The organism is Oceanimonas doudoroffii, from assembly GCF_002242685.1.
In the GTDB taxonomy this organism is placed as follows: domain Bacteria; phylum Pseudomonadota; class Gammaproteobacteria; order Enterobacterales; family Aeromonadaceae; genus Oceanimonas; species Oceanimonas doudoroffii.
This window is the reverse complement of the sequence record NZ_NBIM01000001.1, coordinates 234969-252389: the sequence shown is the minus strand read 5'-3', so window position 1 is coordinate 252389 and position 17421 is coordinate 234969. Positions and strand designations below refer to the sequence as shown.

General features: G+C 54.1%; 13 protein-coding genes. 10 read left to right on the top strand and 3 right to left on the bottom strand.

Translation table 11 applies throughout. The features are described from left to right. The first annotated feature begins 163 nt into the window (after window positions 1-163). From B6S08_RS01150 to B6S08_RS01110, 9 genes are all read left to right on the top strand, one after another. The gene (locus B6S08_RS01150) at window positions 164-1159 is read left to right on the top strand and encodes a TRAP transporter substrate-binding protein (RefSeq protein ID WP_094198956.1); all 996 of its coding nucleotides are present in this window, start codon (window positions 164-166) and stop codon (window positions 1157-1159) included. Window positions 1160-1228: 69 nt separating this feature from the next. After that, window positions 1229-1759, top strand: a complete 531-nt coding sequence (locus B6S08_RS01145) for a TRAP transporter small permease (protein WP_094198955.1) — start codon at window positions 1229-1231, stop codon at window positions 1757-1759. A gap of 10 nt (window positions 1760-1769) precedes the next feature. Beyond that, window positions 1770-3047: a TRAP transporter large permease gene (locus B6S08_RS01140; RefSeq protein ID WP_094198954.1), complete on the top strand. Its 1278-nt coding sequence runs from the start codon at window positions 1770-1772 to the stop codon at window positions 3045-3047. A 306-nt stretch (window positions 3048-3353) separates the two neighbouring features. Next, the gene (locus B6S08_RS01135) at window positions 3354-4694 is read left to right on the top strand and encodes a class-II fumarase/aspartase family protein (RefSeq protein WP_094198953.1); all 1341 of its coding nucleotides are present in this window, start codon (window positions 3354-3356) and stop codon (window positions 4692-4694) included. An 81-nt stretch (window positions 4695-4775) separates the two neighbouring features. Then, the gene (locus B6S08_RS01130; RefSeq protein WP_094198952.1) at window positions 4776-5861 is read left to right on the top strand and encodes a zinc-binding dehydrogenase; all 1086 of its coding nucleotides are present in this window, start codon (window positions 4776-4778) and stop codon (window positions 5859-5861) included. A 75-nt stretch (window positions 5862-5936) separates the two neighbouring features. After that, complete coding sequence (locus B6S08_RS01125; protein WP_094198951.1) at window positions 5937-7361, top strand: NAD-dependent succinate-semialdehyde dehydrogenase; 1425 nt, start codon at window positions 5937-5939, stop codon at window positions 7359-7361. A 229-nt stretch (window positions 7362-7590) separates the two neighbouring features. Next, a complete protein-coding gene (locus B6S08_RS01120) occupies window positions 7591-8967 on the top strand; it encodes a DEAD/DEAH box helicase (RefSeq protein WP_094198950.1) in 1377 nt (458 codons plus the stop codon). Window positions 8968-9853: 886 nt separating this feature from the next. After that, window positions 9854-11002: a hypothetical protein gene (locus B6S08_RS01115; protein ID WP_094198949.1), complete on the top strand. Its 1149-nt coding sequence runs from the start codon at window positions 9854-9856 to the stop codon at window positions 11000-11002. A gap of 2 nt (window positions 11003-11004) precedes the next feature. Continuing rightward, on the top strand, window positions 11005-12012 hold the full coding sequence (locus B6S08_RS01110) for a hypothetical protein (protein ID WP_094198948.1): 1008 nt from the start codon (window positions 11005-11007) through the stop codon (window positions 12010-12012). Between the two features lie 266 nt (window positions 12013-12278). Here the strand turns inward: B6S08_RS01110 and B6S08_RS01105 are convergent, their stop codons facing one another. Beyond that, a complete protein-coding gene (locus B6S08_RS01105; protein WP_094198947.1) occupies window positions 12279-12896 on the bottom strand; it encodes a LysE family translocator in 618 nt (205 codons plus the stop codon). Between the two features lie 128 nt (window positions 12897-13024). Between B6S08_RS01105 and B6S08_RS01100 the strand changes: the two genes are divergently transcribed. Beyond that, window positions 13025-13909, top strand: coding sequence for a LysR substrate-binding domain-containing protein (locus B6S08_RS01100; protein WP_211284133.1), 885 nt, complete (start codon window positions 13025-13027; stop codon window positions 13907-13909). A 254-nt stretch (window positions 13910-14163) separates the two neighbouring features. Here B6S08_RS01100 and B6S08_RS01095 read toward each other — a convergent pair whose 3' ends face one another. Then, window positions 14164-15837, bottom strand: a complete 1674-nt coding sequence (locus B6S08_RS01095; protein ID WP_094198945.1) for a BCCT family transporter — start codon at window positions 15835-15837, stop codon at window positions 14164-14166. Between the two features lie 102 nt (window positions 15838-15939). Continuing rightward, entirely contained in the window at window positions 15940-17412 is a 1473-nt protein-coding gene (locus B6S08_RS01090) for a M81 family metallopeptidase (protein WP_094198944.1), read from the bottom strand. Window positions 17413-17421: the final 9 nt, after the last annotated feature.

The window sequence follows — 17421 nt, the reverse complement described above, 5'->3', positions numbered from 1 at the left end:
TACGGACAAATATAACATTCAGGGTGGCGATTGCCGTGACCGGCATCAAGCTTTGGTCTGCACATTCGTGTTTGAAGCCCGGCACCTCACGCCCGCAGCACGGCCGTGGTGCCAACGGGAGAACGAAGGATCGACATCAACATTGACTGATTGGGAGTGGACAATGAACAGCAGCAAAAAACCCCGTGTAACAGGAAAACTTGTCTCCGCGCTGGCCTCCTTGGCGCTAACGCCCCTGGCCTTTGCCGCCGACTATTCCATGAAGCTGGGCCTGATTGCCCCCACCGGCCACCCGGTGGAAGTGGCCGCCCAACACTTCGCCAGGGAAGTGGAGCAAAACTCGAATGGGCAAATCAAGGTCAGGCTGTTCCCAGGGGGCCAGCTGGGCGGTGAAATTGAGCTGCAGGATCAGGTGGCGCTGGGCACCATTCAGGCCGCCAGCATTGGTACGCCGGTGATGAGTGGCAAGCTCAAGAAACTGGACATTCTTAACATGTATTACCTGTGGAATGACCGGGATCACATGAGCAAGGTGCTGAACGGCCCCATTGGTCAGTCGCTGTGGAATGAATATCAGGGCCGCACCGGCATCAGTGTACTTGCCGCCAACTGGCAACAGGGCACTCGCCACACCCTGATGAAACAGGCGGCCACTACCCCGAAAGATCTCGGCGGCATCAAAATCCGCGTGCCTGCCGGCGTGCCCCTTTATAACGATCTCTGGAAAGGCATGGGAGCCAACCCGGTGCCACTGGCGTTTCCTGAAGCCAATGCCGCCATGAAAACGGGAGTGGTAGACGCCATTGAACTGCCCTTTGACTGGATGATAAAGGGCGGTTTTGTCGAGCTTGGCAGCCATGTGGCCCTTACCGAGCACTATCTCTACTCCAACGTGGTGATCGTGAACAACCGATGGTTGAACAAGCTGCCCGATGATCTGGCCGCCATGGTGACCCTGGCCGCCCGAAATGCCGGCGAACTCAACACCCGGCTGGTGCTGGAAGGAGAAAGCGCCCTGCGTGAAGAAATCATGGGCAAAGGGGTGGCCTTTGTAGATACCGACTACAGCGCCTTTCAGCAGTCGGTGCAACCCATCTATGACGCCAAGATGAACGTATGGGGCCAGGAGCTGTTCGACCAGATCCAGGCCGCTCGGTAATTGTTGTTTCGGTACCAAGGGCGGCGGTGCCGCCCGCTTTGTTGAACCACCGCCAGGGAGCGCTCCGTAATGCGTAATTCAGCCACCCAACTTTTCAGACTTGTCTACCACCATGGCGTTGAGGCCCTGGCCAGCGCCATGTTTATCATCATTCTCTGGCTGTCCTGGTTGCAGGTATTCAGGCGCTATGCCCTGGATAACCCGGCCAGCTGGACCGAAGAAGTGGCCCGCCTGCTGCTTATCTGGATGACTTTTCTCGCCGCCGCCGCCGCCACTCGAGACGAAAACCACCTTGCCGTGGATCTGCTGGTAAACCGGCTGCCAAACGCCCTGCAGCGCGCCTTTCGCGTTGTTATTAATGTGCTGGTTGCCGCGGTGGGCGTGGTGCTGTGCTGGCAGGGCATCACTATCGTGGAGCTGGCGTTACCGGATCACTCCACCAGCCTGGGCTTTTCCAGAAGCCTGTTCTTTCTGCCCGCCGTGGTGGGTGGCGGACTCATTATTTTTTATGCCGTGGCCAATGCATTGCGCCATCTCGGCGATGACCGCCGGCCGGGCAAGCTGAAACCCGCAGACGGCATGAATTGCCCAACGGCCTGAGGAGATCTTCATGCTTTTCTTTATGATTGTCGGCGTCATTGCCCTGATGCTGATGGATGTTCCCGTGGCATTCGCACTGGCCGTGGTGTCGGTGGTGTTTTTTGTTGTGGAAGAGGTGCCCCTGGCCAGCTTTGTGCAAATGGCCGCCAAGGGGGTTGACTCCTACACCCTGCTGGCCCTGCCCTTTTTTATTCTCACCGGCAAGCTGATGAATGCCAGCGGCGCCACGGATCGCATTATGGATCTGGGCAAGGCCCTGGTTGGCTGGATGTATGGAGGCCTGGGCCATGCCAATGTGATGGCGTCTTTCCTGTTTGCCGGTGTGTCCGGCTCGGCCGTGGCCGATGCCGGTGGCCTGGGGGCCGTTGAGGTCAGAGCCATGGAGAAGGCGGGCTACAGCCGGCGCTTTGCCGTTGGCGTTACCGCCGCCTCGGCCACCGTCGGACCCATTATTCCTCCCAGTATCATCATGATCGTGTATGGCATTGCCTCGGGCACCTCCATTGGGGCGTTGTTTCTGGGTGGCGTTGTGCCCGGCATTATCATGGCCATTGCCATGATGGTGATGGTGTCTGTGCTGGCCCGGCGGGAAAAAGCCGTTGAGCGCATTCCCTTTAACATCGCCAACGTCAGGGTAGCGGCATGGCAGGCCATTCCCGCCCTGATCACTCCCTTTATTATTGTCATCGGCATATTGACCGGCGTGTTTACCGCCACGGAGTCGGGCGCGGTCGCGGCCTTTTATGCCCTTGTGGTTGCCCTGGCTGCCAAACAGGGCCTGCGCATGCGCCATGCCTGGCAGCTGGTGGTGGAAACCGTGGTCGAGTCGGCCGGCATTTTGTTGATCATGGCCATGGCCGCGGTCTTTTCCTGGTCGCTTGCCTATCAGCAGGCGCCGCAGGCGGCCGCCGGTTTGCTGACCGAGCTGACCTCAAGCCCCATGGTGCTGCTGTTGCTGCTGGGGTTGCTGTATATGGTGCTGGGCTGTTTTATTGAAGCCATTGCCATTGTGACCATGACCATTCCGGTAGTCATGCCCATTCTGGTGTCGTTTGGCATAGACCCGGTTCACTTTGGCGTGATCCTGGCACTGATTATGTCGGTGGGTACCATTACGCCGCCCCTGGGCATTGTGATGTTCACCCTGTGCCGAGTCACCCGCGTGTCTGTGCCGGCCTTTGCTTCGCTTATTCTGCCCTGGCTACTGTTGCTGCTTGGCGTGGTGACCGTGGTTATGATGTTTCCGGAGCTGGTGCTTTACGTTCCCAAACTGGTGGGGGCCTATTAAGCCCAAATAAGGCCGACACAAAACCCCGTGGCCGCCCCTGAAAACCCTACTACCGCAGCCGGTGGCGTCGCCGGCTGCATACTCACGCCCTCAAAAAACCATAACCAACTGATATTAAATAACATTTAATGGCGCAGTGAGCCCCTTTCCGGTGTTTAAACACCGGCTTGTTCAGCCGTGCTCCATCGCCCTGGCTTCCAACAAAATATGTATGGACAAATATTTTCACCGGTGCTAGTGTGAATGTATAATTTGTACGGACAATTTTATTTCAATCACCTCTATCCCACAGCGAGGATATGCAGAATGACCTCCTCCATTCTTGACTCAAAAATATTTGCCCCCCTGTTTCACTCACAGGCCATGCAGTCGGTCTTTAACGACGAGGCGCGCGTAAAGGCGTTTCTGGACACCGAAGCCGCCCTGGCCCGGGCGCAGGCAAAGCTTGGCATGATTCCGGCCGATGCCGCCCGCCAAATAGACGACGCGGCCGGCACCGTTGAGATTGATATGGACCGCCTGGCCCACGACACCGGCACCGTGGGTTACCCCATTCTCGGGCTGGTGCGCCAGCTGGCCGCGGCAGCGGGCAAAGAAGCCGGTGGCTATGTGCACTGGGGCGCCACCACCCAGGACATTATGGACACCGCCTCGGTGCTGCAAATTCGCGATGGCCTGGCGCTGATCGACCAGGATCTCAAGCGGGTGGAAAACGCCCTGGCGGTGCTGGCCAGCGAACACCGCAACACCGTGATGGCCGGCCGCACCCATCTGCAGCATGCCCTGCCGGTTACCTTTGGCTACAAGGCCGCCATCTGGCTGGACAGCATGCGCCGTGCCCGGGCCCGGCTGGAAGACATGCGCCCCCGAGTGCTCAACGCCCAGCTGTGGGGCGCCGCCGGCACCCTGGCCTCCATTGGCGACAAGGCCGAGCATTTAACCGAGGCCGTGGCCAACGAACTGGACTTGTTCACACCCATTGCGCCCTGGCACGCCGCCCGCGACGGCTTTGCCGAAGTGGGCTGCAACCTGGCGCTGATGACCGGCTCGCTCAGCAAGATTGCCTTTGACGTGATGATCATGTGCATGGACGAGATCTCCGAAACCGCCGAGCCCTTCGTCAAGGATCGCGGTGCCTCGTCGACCATGCCGCAAAAGCGCAACCCCATTTCCTGCGAGGTGATTCGCGGCTGCAACCTGGGGGTGGCCAAGGCCGCCAGCCTGTTGATGGACGCCCAGGAAGCCGACTTTGAACGGGCCACCGGCCCCTGGCATGCGGAGTGGATCGCGCTGCCCCAAGTGTTTGTGCTGGCACACTGCGCACTGTCTCAAGCCGTGTTCCTGCTGGAAGGGCTGGAAGTGTTCCCCGACAAAATGGCCCGCAACCTCAACATCAGCAAGGGGCTGATTGTTGCCGAGTCGGCCATGATGGCGCTGGCCCCGCACGTGGGCAGGCAGGCCGCCCATGATATTGTTTATGAAGCCTGCCGCGAGGCTCAGGCCAACGACGTATCGCTGTTTGACGCTCTGTCGCAGCGGGAAGACGTTACCCGGCATATGGACCAGGTCACCCTCAAGCAGGTGTTGTCACCCTCGTCCTACCTCGGTTTGTCTCAGCATATTGTTGACAAGGTGTTGGCCAGCTAACCACAACCCCGCATGCTGATAGCTTGCGTAGGGCCGTCAGCTTTCAGAACCTAATGTGAACCGATTAATGGAGTTAATGGTATGAAAGGTAAAATTGCAGTGATGAACCAGCCCGGCAGTCTGGAATATCAGGAATATGAGGTTCCTGCTCCCGCCCCGGGCGCCGTGGTGGTAAAGGTGCTGTGCAGCAACGTGTGCGGCTCCGAACTGCACATCTGGGCCGGCCATCACCCCAAGAAGAACGGCGGCCTGGGCCACGAAACCGTGGGCCTGATACACCAGCTGGGTGAAGGCGTGACCACCGACAACGCCGGCCAGCCGGTAAAGGTGGGGGACCGCATTGCCGCCACCTATTTCATCTCTTGTCAGCGTTGCCCTTCCTGCCAGTCGGGCAAGCTGAACCTGTGTGAGAACGTGTTCAGCTTTTGGGCCAAGCAGCCGGAAGAAGCGCCGCACTTTCACACCACCTTCTCTACCCACTATTACATTCACCCGGGCCAGTTCTTTTACAAGGTGCCCGACAATGTGCCCGACAAACTGGCCGCCGGCGCCAACTGCGCCCTGTCTCAGGTGTATTACGGCATTGAGCAGGCGGGCGTGACCATTCAGGACACCCTGGTTATTCAGGGGGCCGGCGGCCTCGGCATTTATGCCACCGCCATCGCCAAGAGCAAGGGCGCCACCGTGATTGTGATTGACGCCGACGCCGCTCGCCTGGCCCTGGCTAAAGAATTTGGTGCCGACCATGTGCTGAACATAAAAGAGCTGCCCACCAAGGAAGAACGCATTCAGGCGGTAAAAGCCCTGACCAGGGGGCGGGGCGCCGACCTGTGCCTGGAAGTAGCCGGCGTGACCGACGCCTTTGCGGAAGGCATTGAGCTGGTCTGCAGCGGCGGCACGCTGATCACCATGGGTAACGTTACCCCGGGCAAAACCGTGGCCATTGACCCCGGCTACCTGACCCGAAACCAGATTTCCATTATGCCGATCATGCGTTACCAGCCCCGCTACCTGAACAAGTCGCTGCAGTTTTTGAGCGACAACATCGACAAGCTGCCCTTTCACAAAATGATGGACGCCGAGTATTCCCTCGAGTGCATAGAGCAGGCATTGTGTGACTCAATGGACCGCAAAGTGACCCGGGCCTCCATTGTGATGGAGCAGTAAATGACCAGGGCACGGTCACAGGCCTGCCCTTTTCACGAATATTGAATGCAACCGCAAGCGACATCAGGACGACCTATGAAAACCTACCAACTCCATATTGAAGGCCGCTGGACCAACGGTGCCGACGGCGTAACCGAAGCCGTGATCAACCCGGCCACCGAAGAAACCGTAGCCCAATTTTGTCACGCTACCGCTGCCGACATTGACCGGGCCATTGCCTCTGCCACCCAGGGCCTGGCCGAGTGGAAGGCCGTGCCCCAGTGGGAAAAAGGCGCCATTCTGGTGCGCGCCGCCGGCCTGCTGCGCGAGCGCAAACAGCACATTGCCGGCATTCTTACCGAAGAGCAGGGCAAGCCGCTGGCGGAAGCCCTGGGCGAAGTGGAACGCGCCGCCGACTTTATTGAATGGGGTGGTGAAGAGGCCCGCCGCGTGGCCGGCCGCCTGATCAATGGTCGTGACCAGGGCAACACCATTGAAATTCGCAAGGTGCCCGTGGGCGTGGTGGCCGCCTTTGCCCCCTGGAACTTTCCGGTGGTGCTCACCGCCAAGAAACTGGCCGGCCTGTTAGGCGCAGGGTGCTCTTGCGTGGTGAAGCCGGCGGAAGAAACCCCGGGATCGGCGGTAGAGCTGATTAAAGCCCTGCTGGATGCCGGCGTGCCCGGCAACACCCTGAACATGGTGCTGGGCAAGCCGGCCGAGATTTCCAGCGCACTGATTGCCCACCCGGCCATTCGCAAAATTACCTTTACCGGCTCCTCACCGGTGGGCAAGCTGCTGGCCGCCAAGGCCGGCGAAATGATGAAACCGGTCACCATGGAGCTGGGCGGTCACTCCCCGGTGATCATCTTTGATGATATGGACGTAGATCCCCTGGCCAAAATGCTGGTGGCCAAAAAGTTCTTCAACGCCGGTCAGGTGTGCGTGTCTCCTACCCGCTTCTTTGTGCATGAGTCGCTGTATGACCAGTTTGTGGCCAGCTTTACCGAGCACGCCCGGGCACTGACCGTGGGCAATGGCGCCGACAGCAATACCCAGATGGGCCCGCTGGCCAACGAGCGCCGGCTGCAGGCCATGCAGCATCTGGTGGAAGACGCCGTGGCCAAGGGTGCCAAGGTTGAAGTGGGCGGCGAGCGCCTGGGTGACAAGGGCTTTTTCTTTGCCCCGACCGTGCTGACCAACGTGAGCCACAACGCCGATTTGATGAGCACCGAAATCTTTGGCCCCGTCGTGCCCATTCTGCCCTTCTCCAGCGAAGAAGAAGTAATAGCAATCGCCAACAGCGTGGACTACGGCCTGGCCGCCTACTTCTTTACCAACAACGTGGCCCGCCGCCGCCGCGTGAGTGAACAGCTGTTTGCCGGCACCATTGGCGTGAACGACGTGCCGGCCCACATTGCCGAAGTGCCGCTGGGCGGCTGGGGCGACAGTGGCTATGGCGTTGAGGGCGGCATTGAAGCCCTGGAGTCTTACATGAAGAGCCAATACGTGAGCCTGCGCTAAGCCGAACATATAAACCTTCGGTAACTGCAAGCCGGGCATAACCCGCCCGGCGTGCAGACCCTCGCTCCCCCTGTGGCCGGCGGCACCCTTGCCGCCGGCCACATTGGTTAACCCCTCATTTATTTTGCCGCCAACACCGCGCGCACCAGCCTGATTACCCCAAGCGCGTAAAATGCTGTATATTCCACCCTCATTTTTTTGACTGTAGCGACACTACAGAGGAACTCTTATGCAATTCTCATCTCTGGATCTGGCCCCCGAGCTGCACCGTGCGCTGGTAGACTGTGGCTACAGTGAAATGACCCCGGTACAAACCCAGGCCATTGTGCCCGCCCGCCGTGGCAAGGATCTGCAGGTAACCGCCCAGACCGGCACCGGCAAAACTGCCGCCTTTGCCCTGCCCGTGCTGCAGCGCATGGTCGACAAGCCCAAGGCCACCGTCGAGCGTCGCCCCCGCGCCCTGATCCTGACCCCGACCCGGGAGCTGGCCGAGCAGCTGGCCGACAACATTACCGCCTATGCCAAGTACCTGTCCATCAGCGTGACCGCCCTCTATGGCGGCGTGAAAATGGGTGGCCAGGCCAACAAGCTGAACGCAGGCACCGACCTGGTGATCGCCACCCCCGGCCGCCTGATGGAGCACATCACCCTCGGCAACGTGGCCCTGACCGACGTGGAATTTGTGGTGCTGGACGAAGCCGACCGCATGCTCGACATGGGCTTTATCAACGACGTGATCAAGCTGATGCAGCTCACCGCGGCCAAGCGCCAGACTTTGCTGTTTTCCGCCACCACCTCGCCGGCGGTGAACGAGCTGGCCCACAAGGTGCTGCACAACCACCAGCAGATCCGCGTGACCCGCGTGAACAGCACCGCCGACACCGTGCAGCACGTGGTGTATCCGGTGGAAGAAGGCCGCAAGATCGAGCTGTTTGAGCAACTGCTGGCCGAGAACAACTGGTTTCAGGTGCTGGTGTTCACCAGCACCAAGGAGCAGGCCGACCGCCTGCAGGCCGGGCTGAAAAAGAACAAGATTGAGGCGGCCGTGTGCCACGGCGACAAGAGCCAGGGCAACCGCCGCCGCGCCATTGCCGACTTCAAGTCCGGCAAGCTGCAGGTGCTGATCGCCACCGAAGTGGCCGCCCGCGGCCTGGACATTCAGGGCCTGGACCATGTGGTGAACTTCAACCTGCCCTACCTGCCGGAAGACTATGTGCACCGCATCGGCCGCACCGGCCGCGCCGGCGCCGCCGGCAACGCCATCTCCTTTGTGAGCCGGGAAGAAGAGCAGACCCTGGCGCGCATAGAAAAGCTGATTGGTGCCCCCATCAAGCGTATTAACAAGCCGGGCTATGAGGTCTCAGACCGAAATCCGCTGCTGAAAAAGATCTCCCGCAAGGTGCTCTCCGGTCGCTCCAACAAGGCCACCGCCACCACCATTGAGCTGGAAGGCACCGAAGGCCAGGGCAAGGCCAAAGCCAACCGCATTGGCAACGACAAAAAACGCAGCCCCAGCCCGGTACGACTGAAAAAGACCGGCACCGAAAAAGCCGGCCCCAAGAAAAAGAAACTGCGCGGCAAGCGCGCCGAGCGGTATTCTCGGTAATTAGATGCAAAAGCCGGCCAATTTGGCCGGCTTTTTTAGGTGTCATTCCCACGAAGGTGGGAATCCAGTACAGACGACGCCTGGCTCTGCCCCCACCTCCTCCGTCGCTCCCTCTCACCGTCATTCCCGCGAAGGCGGGAATCCAGGCAGACATTCAAACCCCGCCGCAACCAAAGCCAACCCCCCCTCTCCCGCACATCGCTGAAACCACACTCAAACCGGTCACATCTCAACCAAAACCCCACAAAAATCTAGCCAATCGAGTCTTTTTCGTTGCCTTTTGAGCCTCACGCGACAAAAATGGACTCAAACAAGTTTTTCAGGCATGCGCTTACGCCTCAGTACAGCGACGGGCGGTAGCGTCGTTATTATGTAACAACGATGACTATACTTCGCTGAGTGAATTTTTTCGCATCAGGCGCATTTTCTAGTATTACTACACAAGCATTATCGAAACACTTGAAGTAACGAATAAATAAACTATTTGAGTAGTTATTTAAATAAAGAGATAGGTAAAACTTTTCGAAAGCGAGCATACCCCTTCACAGTAACCTCAAGAAAAAACCTTAAAATAAATTAAAGTTAGCATACTAGCTCTAATAACTACGTAATAGACACAAAAACAATGCGAATAATAGTTATTAAAACATTATGTACATCGTGATTCTGTAATGCTCTGAAAAATGTAACTCACAGCTAGGCCCCACTTAAAATTAAAAAAATTAAAAAAGGTGCCATGGCAAAAACCTTAAAGCACAAGGTTTACCCAGTAACCTCGTACTAAAGTTATCTCAAAAAATCAACGGGCGTTTAACCCCCAAATAAATTAATTCAGTAGAGTCATACGTGACAACTTTAAATATCAAACACACTTGAGCAAACTAAAATGAAAATAACATCAAGAATCAGAGATAAAAAAATCAATGCAACTTGTTTTCAGTTGGAAATGTCAATAGTTGATTACGCAAAAATTGCTGAGAAAGTAATTGACAACAACAAACTACAAAGACGAAGGGTCAGTAGTAACGGTAGTGTTTATTCATTGCTAAAGCAAGATATTCTAGACGGTTGCATTTTCCCCCCTATTGTCCTTGCAACATCTAACATGCTTAAAAAAGATGATGTTCATACCAATAACGAAGATATTGTAGAGCTAATTAACACTGATCTAGAAAAACTCAAAATTCTAGATGGCTTACAACGAACCTACACTCTTTTGGATATCAAAGATGATCCAAAACTAGAAGACTACACATTGCGGGTTGATTTGTATGTCAACATAAATGACATTGGAATAATGTATCGCATGTTGACTTTGAACACTGGCCAAACTCCTATGTCATTAAGGCAACAAGTTGAGATGCTCTATTCAAACTATGCCGACTCAAACTTCGGAGATATAAATATAATCAGACAGGTTGATGATGAATCTGTGAAGTCCATCAATGACTTTAAATATTCGGACTTAGTCGATGGCTACAACTCGTATCTGGAAAGCAATGAAACCCCTCTTGACAGATATAGCCTTCTTGAAATGATAAAAGTAATTGAAAGTATAGCTAATGCTGAGGTTACAAAAGCTGACTTTCCACATTTTGTAAAAATATATTACAGCTTTGTAAATACAATAAATAAAAAATCAAACTTTTGGGTATGGCCAGACAAAACAGAAATCCCAGATCATCTAACAATAGAAGGGACGCCATTTGGTAAAAATATTTATAGAGTATTCAATAGAAGTCAGTCCTTGACAGGTTTTGGTGCAGCAATATCTCAATTAATCACCAATAAATCAATTAAAAAAATTGAAGATATAGTCGAGCTGTATGATGAGTTGACAATAGATAACTCTGACCTGTTACTCTTAAACAAAGTGATTGACGACATTAAGAAGGAAGCTAAAAAAATAGGTGACTCACAACGTCTATTTTTTAAATTTCTGTTTAGATCTCTGTTTGATCCCGAATCTGAGGAATATCTAAACTTCAAAAAATCCATTGAGAGAGCCTCTAGAAGAACCTTGGCCAACATTTAACTATGAAATTATTGGACTTCATTGAACAGATAGAAAATAAATATGGTCGAAATCAAGAAGAAGATACAAATGACTATGAATTAAGATTTTTGTATAAATCCAACTACATAGAAAACGACATATATACGATTCATTTAAAAAACTCAGGAAATGAGAATCGTCTTGGCTGGCTTATCCCATCCAACGCATTGATATCAAAAGAACACAAATGCAACAACAACCTTCACTTTGAGTTTTATGCTAAAATAACAGCTGCTCTATTACAGAGTGCCAACACTGACACTATTGAAGACAACGTTCACTGCTTAGTAATTAAAAAGGAAAGGTTGAAAAACCTCAACATTTCCTCAGTGGAGCAACTTGTTGCTTCATTTAGAAAATATGGTTACCAATGGTCCCATGATAATAACAACATCTACACCAATTCTCTTTTGACTTCACCAAGAAGCAATGAAACAGAACCAGACAAACTTATAGTTTTTAAATCCGTCCATATAGAATCAATGGATGATAAATATCTATTCAAGCTTTTCTATGAATATATGCCAAAACAAGAAGATTTATATGCACGATTCTTACTCCTTTATCAGTGCATAGAACTTCTTATAGAATCGGAGTTTGTCGAATCAGTAAACAAAATGATTAGAAACAAGAATTCACTAGGCTCAATAAGGGAAAAGATATCAAAAAAATCCAATGAAAGATTGCTTATCAATAATCTACTAACTCGCGCTGGTTTAAACTCAAAACTCTCAGCAGATGAATTAGATCTAATCAAGAGAATGTTTGGGGAGCACAGGGACAACTCATACTATAGCAATCTAGAAAGTGCAGACATGATATATGATATACGCAATGCGCTGGTTCATAGTTACCACAAATACAACCTAGACTGTATTTTTCAATCCCTTGTTGACAAGCTTGAATATTATATAATCTTACTTGTGGAAAAAATTGAAGATATCGGTGAATTTGACAAAAGCGTCATCGGGACTAGAAACTTAAATTAAACATAAAAACATTTCTATATTTTATAATTAAAACCGATTAAACACAGGAGCTACTCTCGTCGTACACTTTATACTTGGGTACTTTAATGCTAGAAAAATAGAGCTTATATGACTGTACATAACAAGGAATCTCAGCATACAGACCTCATGGATTCGGCATTATTCACCTACCCCGCTCGAGATGTCTTTTGCCATCAACTTTACATTGTACCAGTCGGTTCCCCCTACACAACAGCCACTTTTACGAGGCTGTTGTGTCCCTCCCCTCACGTCTTAATCGCAAGCAAGGCACTAAAGGTCAGCAGCCCCGCCCCGCAGGCCTGGTTTAATCGCTTTTTCATGCTCAGCAGGTGTTGTTGCAATGCGCTGGAGGTAAACAGCATGGCCAACATGCAGAACCAGAGCCCGTGCAGCGCCATCATGTAAAGCCCGTACAGTAGCGCTGATCCGTTGCCACTGGCGTCCGGTGTGATCACCTGACTGAATATGCTCAGGAAAAACAGCATGGTTTTGGGGTTTAGCAGGTTACATAAAAAGCCCTGCGCCAGGCATTGCAACACGGCGACTTCTTTTGGACTGTCCGACATCACCTCCACCTCCGGGTTGGCGCCGGCCGTTACTATTCCCTTCACCCCCAGGTAAAACAAATAGCCACAGCCTGCATAGCGCACCGCATTGAACAGCACCTCATTCTGTGAAATCAGGTAACTGATCCCCAGCATCGAATAGGCGATATGCACACAAATGGCCAGGCTGACGCCGAGCGCCGTCCAGACCCCTGCCTTTCTTCCCCGGTTGACGCTGTTTTTCAGCACCAGAATGAAATCGGCCCCCGGGCTGATGACGATAAGCAACCCCAGCACAGCGAGACTCAGCCACTCCATACCCACTCCATACCCACTCCCCACTTGGCTTATGACGGACTAATAGCGTTCATTGTAGGGACTTTTTGGAGTGGCTATAATCGAAAAAATCTCGGTCATTATGTGAGTAAATGTCACACATGAGGCACTTGAAGGCGTTCCACATCTTCCATGTGGCGGCATCGTCAGCCAGCTACAGTGAAGCGGCGCACAAGCTGAACATTACCCACGGCGCCGTGAGCAAGCAGATCAAGGTGCTGGAGCAGTATCTTTCTCAGCCCTTGTTTTACAAGCAGGGGCGAAACGTACACCTGACTCGGGAAGGTGAATTGCTGAAAAGCTATACCGAGCAGGCGTTCAATGCCCTGGATGCGGGCGTGAGCTTGCTCTCCCGGCTACAGAACCCGTGCCTGGAGGTGTCTTGTGAGCCCACCTTGACCATGCGCTGGCTGATGCCGCGTTTGTCGGACTTTCACCAGCAATCGGGTGTGGATGTCAGATTGTCGACCGCGGGCGGGCCCGTCACGCTGGGGTCGACCGGGTTGGCCATGGCCATTCGCCGGGATGATTTTGTGTCTCTGCACGACTATCAAAAAACGCCCCTGGTGGAGGAATGGGTCGGGCCCGTCTGCTCACCGGAATATTGGGAGCTGGTCAAAGCCGACCTCGGCAACATCAAGCTGCTCCATAGCCAGACGCGGCCGAAAGCCTGGGCAAGCTGGTCCGCCGGTTATGGTGATTCGTTTCTTACAGACAATGTGCAGCAAACCTTTGCGCATTTTTATTTCTGCATTCAGGCGGCCGTGGACGGGCTGGGCGCGGCCATTGGCTCGTATCCGCTGGTGGTGGATGAGCTGAAACGCGGCAACCTGATCGCCCCCTTCGGGTTTAGGTTGTCCGGCCACAGCTACATTTTGCTGAGCCAGAACGAAGCACCCGATGAGCCGGAACACGCCTTTATTCATTGGCTACGGCACAACCTGCGCGAATGCGTGCCAACCCAGGCCGAGGCACAGGGCCTGCTGCCTTGCTAACTGCCGCCATCACCCGCCAGCAAGACAAAGCGGCCAATCAGCGATCAAGGGGCCGATACGAACGCCGCCGGTTTGGTGACATGAATGGCATCTAGCTTATTACTGAACAAAGGGATGCCTTTGTCAGCGCGTTGCTAAGCAGGTTCCACAGGTTTTAACGATCAGAGATAGCAAAAAGAAAAACTCAGCCCTTTATCTATCGAGCTGTGGGCTCGCATAAACCGGGCTGAGTTTCTTTCCTTTACAGGGTGCCGTTACTCGGTGCAGTGCTTTAAGGCTTTCTTACTGCTTTTGCAGTCGATAAACAGCACCTTGCCCAATGAAAGGCACATCATCACCATGACCACATTAAAGGGCAGCGCGCCGATTACCATGGCATTTTGAATAGCCTTGCGTGGGTCGGTGCCCGACTCACTGCCCGCAATCAGCAAAGAGGCAATCAGCAGGGTTAACAGCACGCCCCACAGCACCCGGTGGCGCACGCTGGCATGCACATTGCCGCCCGAGGCGATGGTGTTCAATACCAAAATGCCCGAGTCGGATGAGGTCACCAGAAAGGTCACAATCAGCACCAAACACATCATGGTCATCAGGTTCAGGAACAGGCCGTTGCCCAGCAGCACTCTCAGGTTTTCAAACAGCATATTGGTAACACTGGCATTAATAATGGCGCCGTTGGCCAGGCCGCTGAGCTCGGCGTCGATGGCGGTGCCGCCCACCACCACCAGCCACACAAAGCAGAACAGGGCGGGAGCAATCATGGCGCCAAGCACAAACTCACGCAATGAGCGGCCCCGTGAGATGCGGGCAAGAAAGAGCCCAACAAAGGGGGCAAAGGCAATTTGCCAGGCCCAGTAAAAGGTCGTCCAACCCTTCTGCCAGTCACCCAGGGGCGTGTCGGTCGGGTATGCGGAGAATGACACCTCAACCAGGTGAAGAAGATAGTCACCCAGTGCGGTGGCATAGGTGGTGGTGGCAAACAGAAAGGAGCCAAACACCACAAAGGTGAGCAGCAACCCCATTGATAACACCAGGTTCAGGTTTGATAAATACTTTATCCCCTTCCCCACCCCCGACACGGCGGAAATAATAGACAGCGACATAATCAGGAACAACGCCGTCAGCAGCCCCACAATGCTTGGCTGCGGTGCCTGGCCGTCGGTTACCTTCACCAGCCATGCCATGTCGGTGATCGCATACATGCCATCCACAAACTGGCTCACCCCAAAGCCAATGGTCACGGAAATGCCCAAAATGGTGGCCACCATGCCCATAATGTCGAACACATGGCCCAGCATGCCGTTCATGCGCCGGCCAAACAACGGGGTGAGCGCCGTTCTAATGGTCAGCGGCAGCCCGCGGGAATAAGACAAATAGGCAAGGGTCAGGCCCACCACCACGTAAATGGCCCACATATGAAAGCCAAAATGGGTAAAGGCGTATCGAAAGCTGGAGGTTAAGGCATCGGCGCTGTAGGGCTCCACTTCGCCGGCCACAATGGCCGGGTTGCTGCCCCAGAGCCCAACCGGCTCGGCGGTGGAATACACCATCAAGCCCACGCCCAGCCCGGCGCCAAACATCATGGAAAACCAAGAAATGGTAGAGAACTCGGGCTTTTCACTCTGCTTGCCCAAAATCCGTTTACCCGTTGCCGGAATAAACGCAATCAACAACAGAAAAAAGGCAAAGCCGCCAACCGTTAAAATATAAAACTCGTTAAACCAGCCTAATAACAGGGTGTTGGTAATGCCAAGGCTTTCATTTGCGCTTTGCGGCCATATCAGTGCCCAGATCAGCAAGGAAGACATAACAAACTTGCTGATCACAGACACCGGCATGCTGTAGCCCTGGTAAAAGCCGTTAGTGTTGACCTTTATCTTTATTCCATCAAATAGATCTTTCACTTTTACTACCTCTCTTGCTTCCATGTAAGGCTCATGTGGCGACTGCAAATAACGCCCGCATAAGCACCGTACCAAAGAGTCCTGCGTTCTATCTTTTTCTTTTAAGCAGCCTTATTGAACTCCGACTTAATACGCCACCGCTTCGTTCTCAAATGGGTTTTCTACCGCGGGCCAAAAGTCCAGGGCGCGGTCCTGATATACAATTTCATTAATATTTGGATTCACCCGGCCCGGCGTGGCACAGAAAATTACCTTTGACGAGATGGCCGCAAACGGCGTGTAGAAATGAAACAGCGACTTCACCACAATCAGCGATTTTTGTGACAGGTCTATGCCCATTTGCTCAAACGCCTCGGGGTGATACACCTGAATTCTCAGGTTGTTGATGATCAGATCCACCCCGTTTTCCGCCTGAAACCACACCACGGTTCCTAACGGCTCCAGACCGGCGCCGAGGTGCTGCCCAACATTATCGGCAATGCGCATAATGCGCCCTCGAATATCCACCGGACTGCCCGAGGCCGACTCCACCTTGCCGCCCAGGCGCAGGGTGATCTCTGCCCCTTCGCCGGCATCAAGGCAAAAGCGCACGGCCATTGGGTCCCAGTAAAGCCCGGAGGCCACATTGGTCAGCCCGCGTTTCAGCACTTCCTGCAGCACATAGGTTGCATCACCGGGTGCACCCGCCCCCGAGTTGTCCGACATATCCGCCAGCACCACGGGTCCGTCAGTCACGGTGGCGGCTAGCGCCAGCGCCTCATCCAGGTCCGGATATTGCCGGGTCACCGCGTGGCGCTCGGCAAACAGCCGCCTGCCAAGTTCTTGTGCCTTGTTTGCCGCCAGCTCGTGGTCGGCATCGGTGATCACCAATACGCGGGTGCCAACCTCTTCCAGATCGGCCCAGGGAAAGCCATGGGCCAACGACACCGACAAAATATTGTGCTCTTGCTCCAGCGCCTGCATGTGCTGCACAAAGTCACGCATGGCGCCTTCTTTGGTGAGATACAGGGAGATCATGCGGCAGTCATAACTGGCCATGACCGGTTTGATTTCACCCGTCGCCGTGCGCTGCGCCAGCTCAAAGATTTCATGGGCGCGATCAGAGGCATCATCATGAGGGTATTCCTTGAACATGATGATCAGATCACAGGCATCCTCCATGGCCGGAGTCAGGTGGCAATGCAAGTCCAGCCCAATGCCAATCACCGCATTGGGGCACAGCGCGCGCACGGCCTGGGTGATATCTCCTTCACAGTCATCCACGCCCTCGGCCACCATGGCGCCGTGCAGTTGCAGCAACACCACGTCCAGCTGACCCGCCTTGTTGAGATCATCAATAATTTCGCCCTTCAGCGCGGCATAAGCGCTTTTGGTGGTTCGCCCGGCGGGCTCGGCAATGGCGGCCAGACTTTCCGTTACTTGCCAGCCCAACGCCTCTGCCCGCTCCCGCCAAACATGAAGGGCTTCGGTCATTAAATTGGGGGGCTCCTGGGTGGCAGTGCCGTGCCTGAGAAAATAATCTTCGTAATTCTGCAATGACGTGGGCAAGGGTGAGAATGTGTTGGTTTCCGTGCTGAGAGTAGCAATAAATAGATGCATGTCGACTCC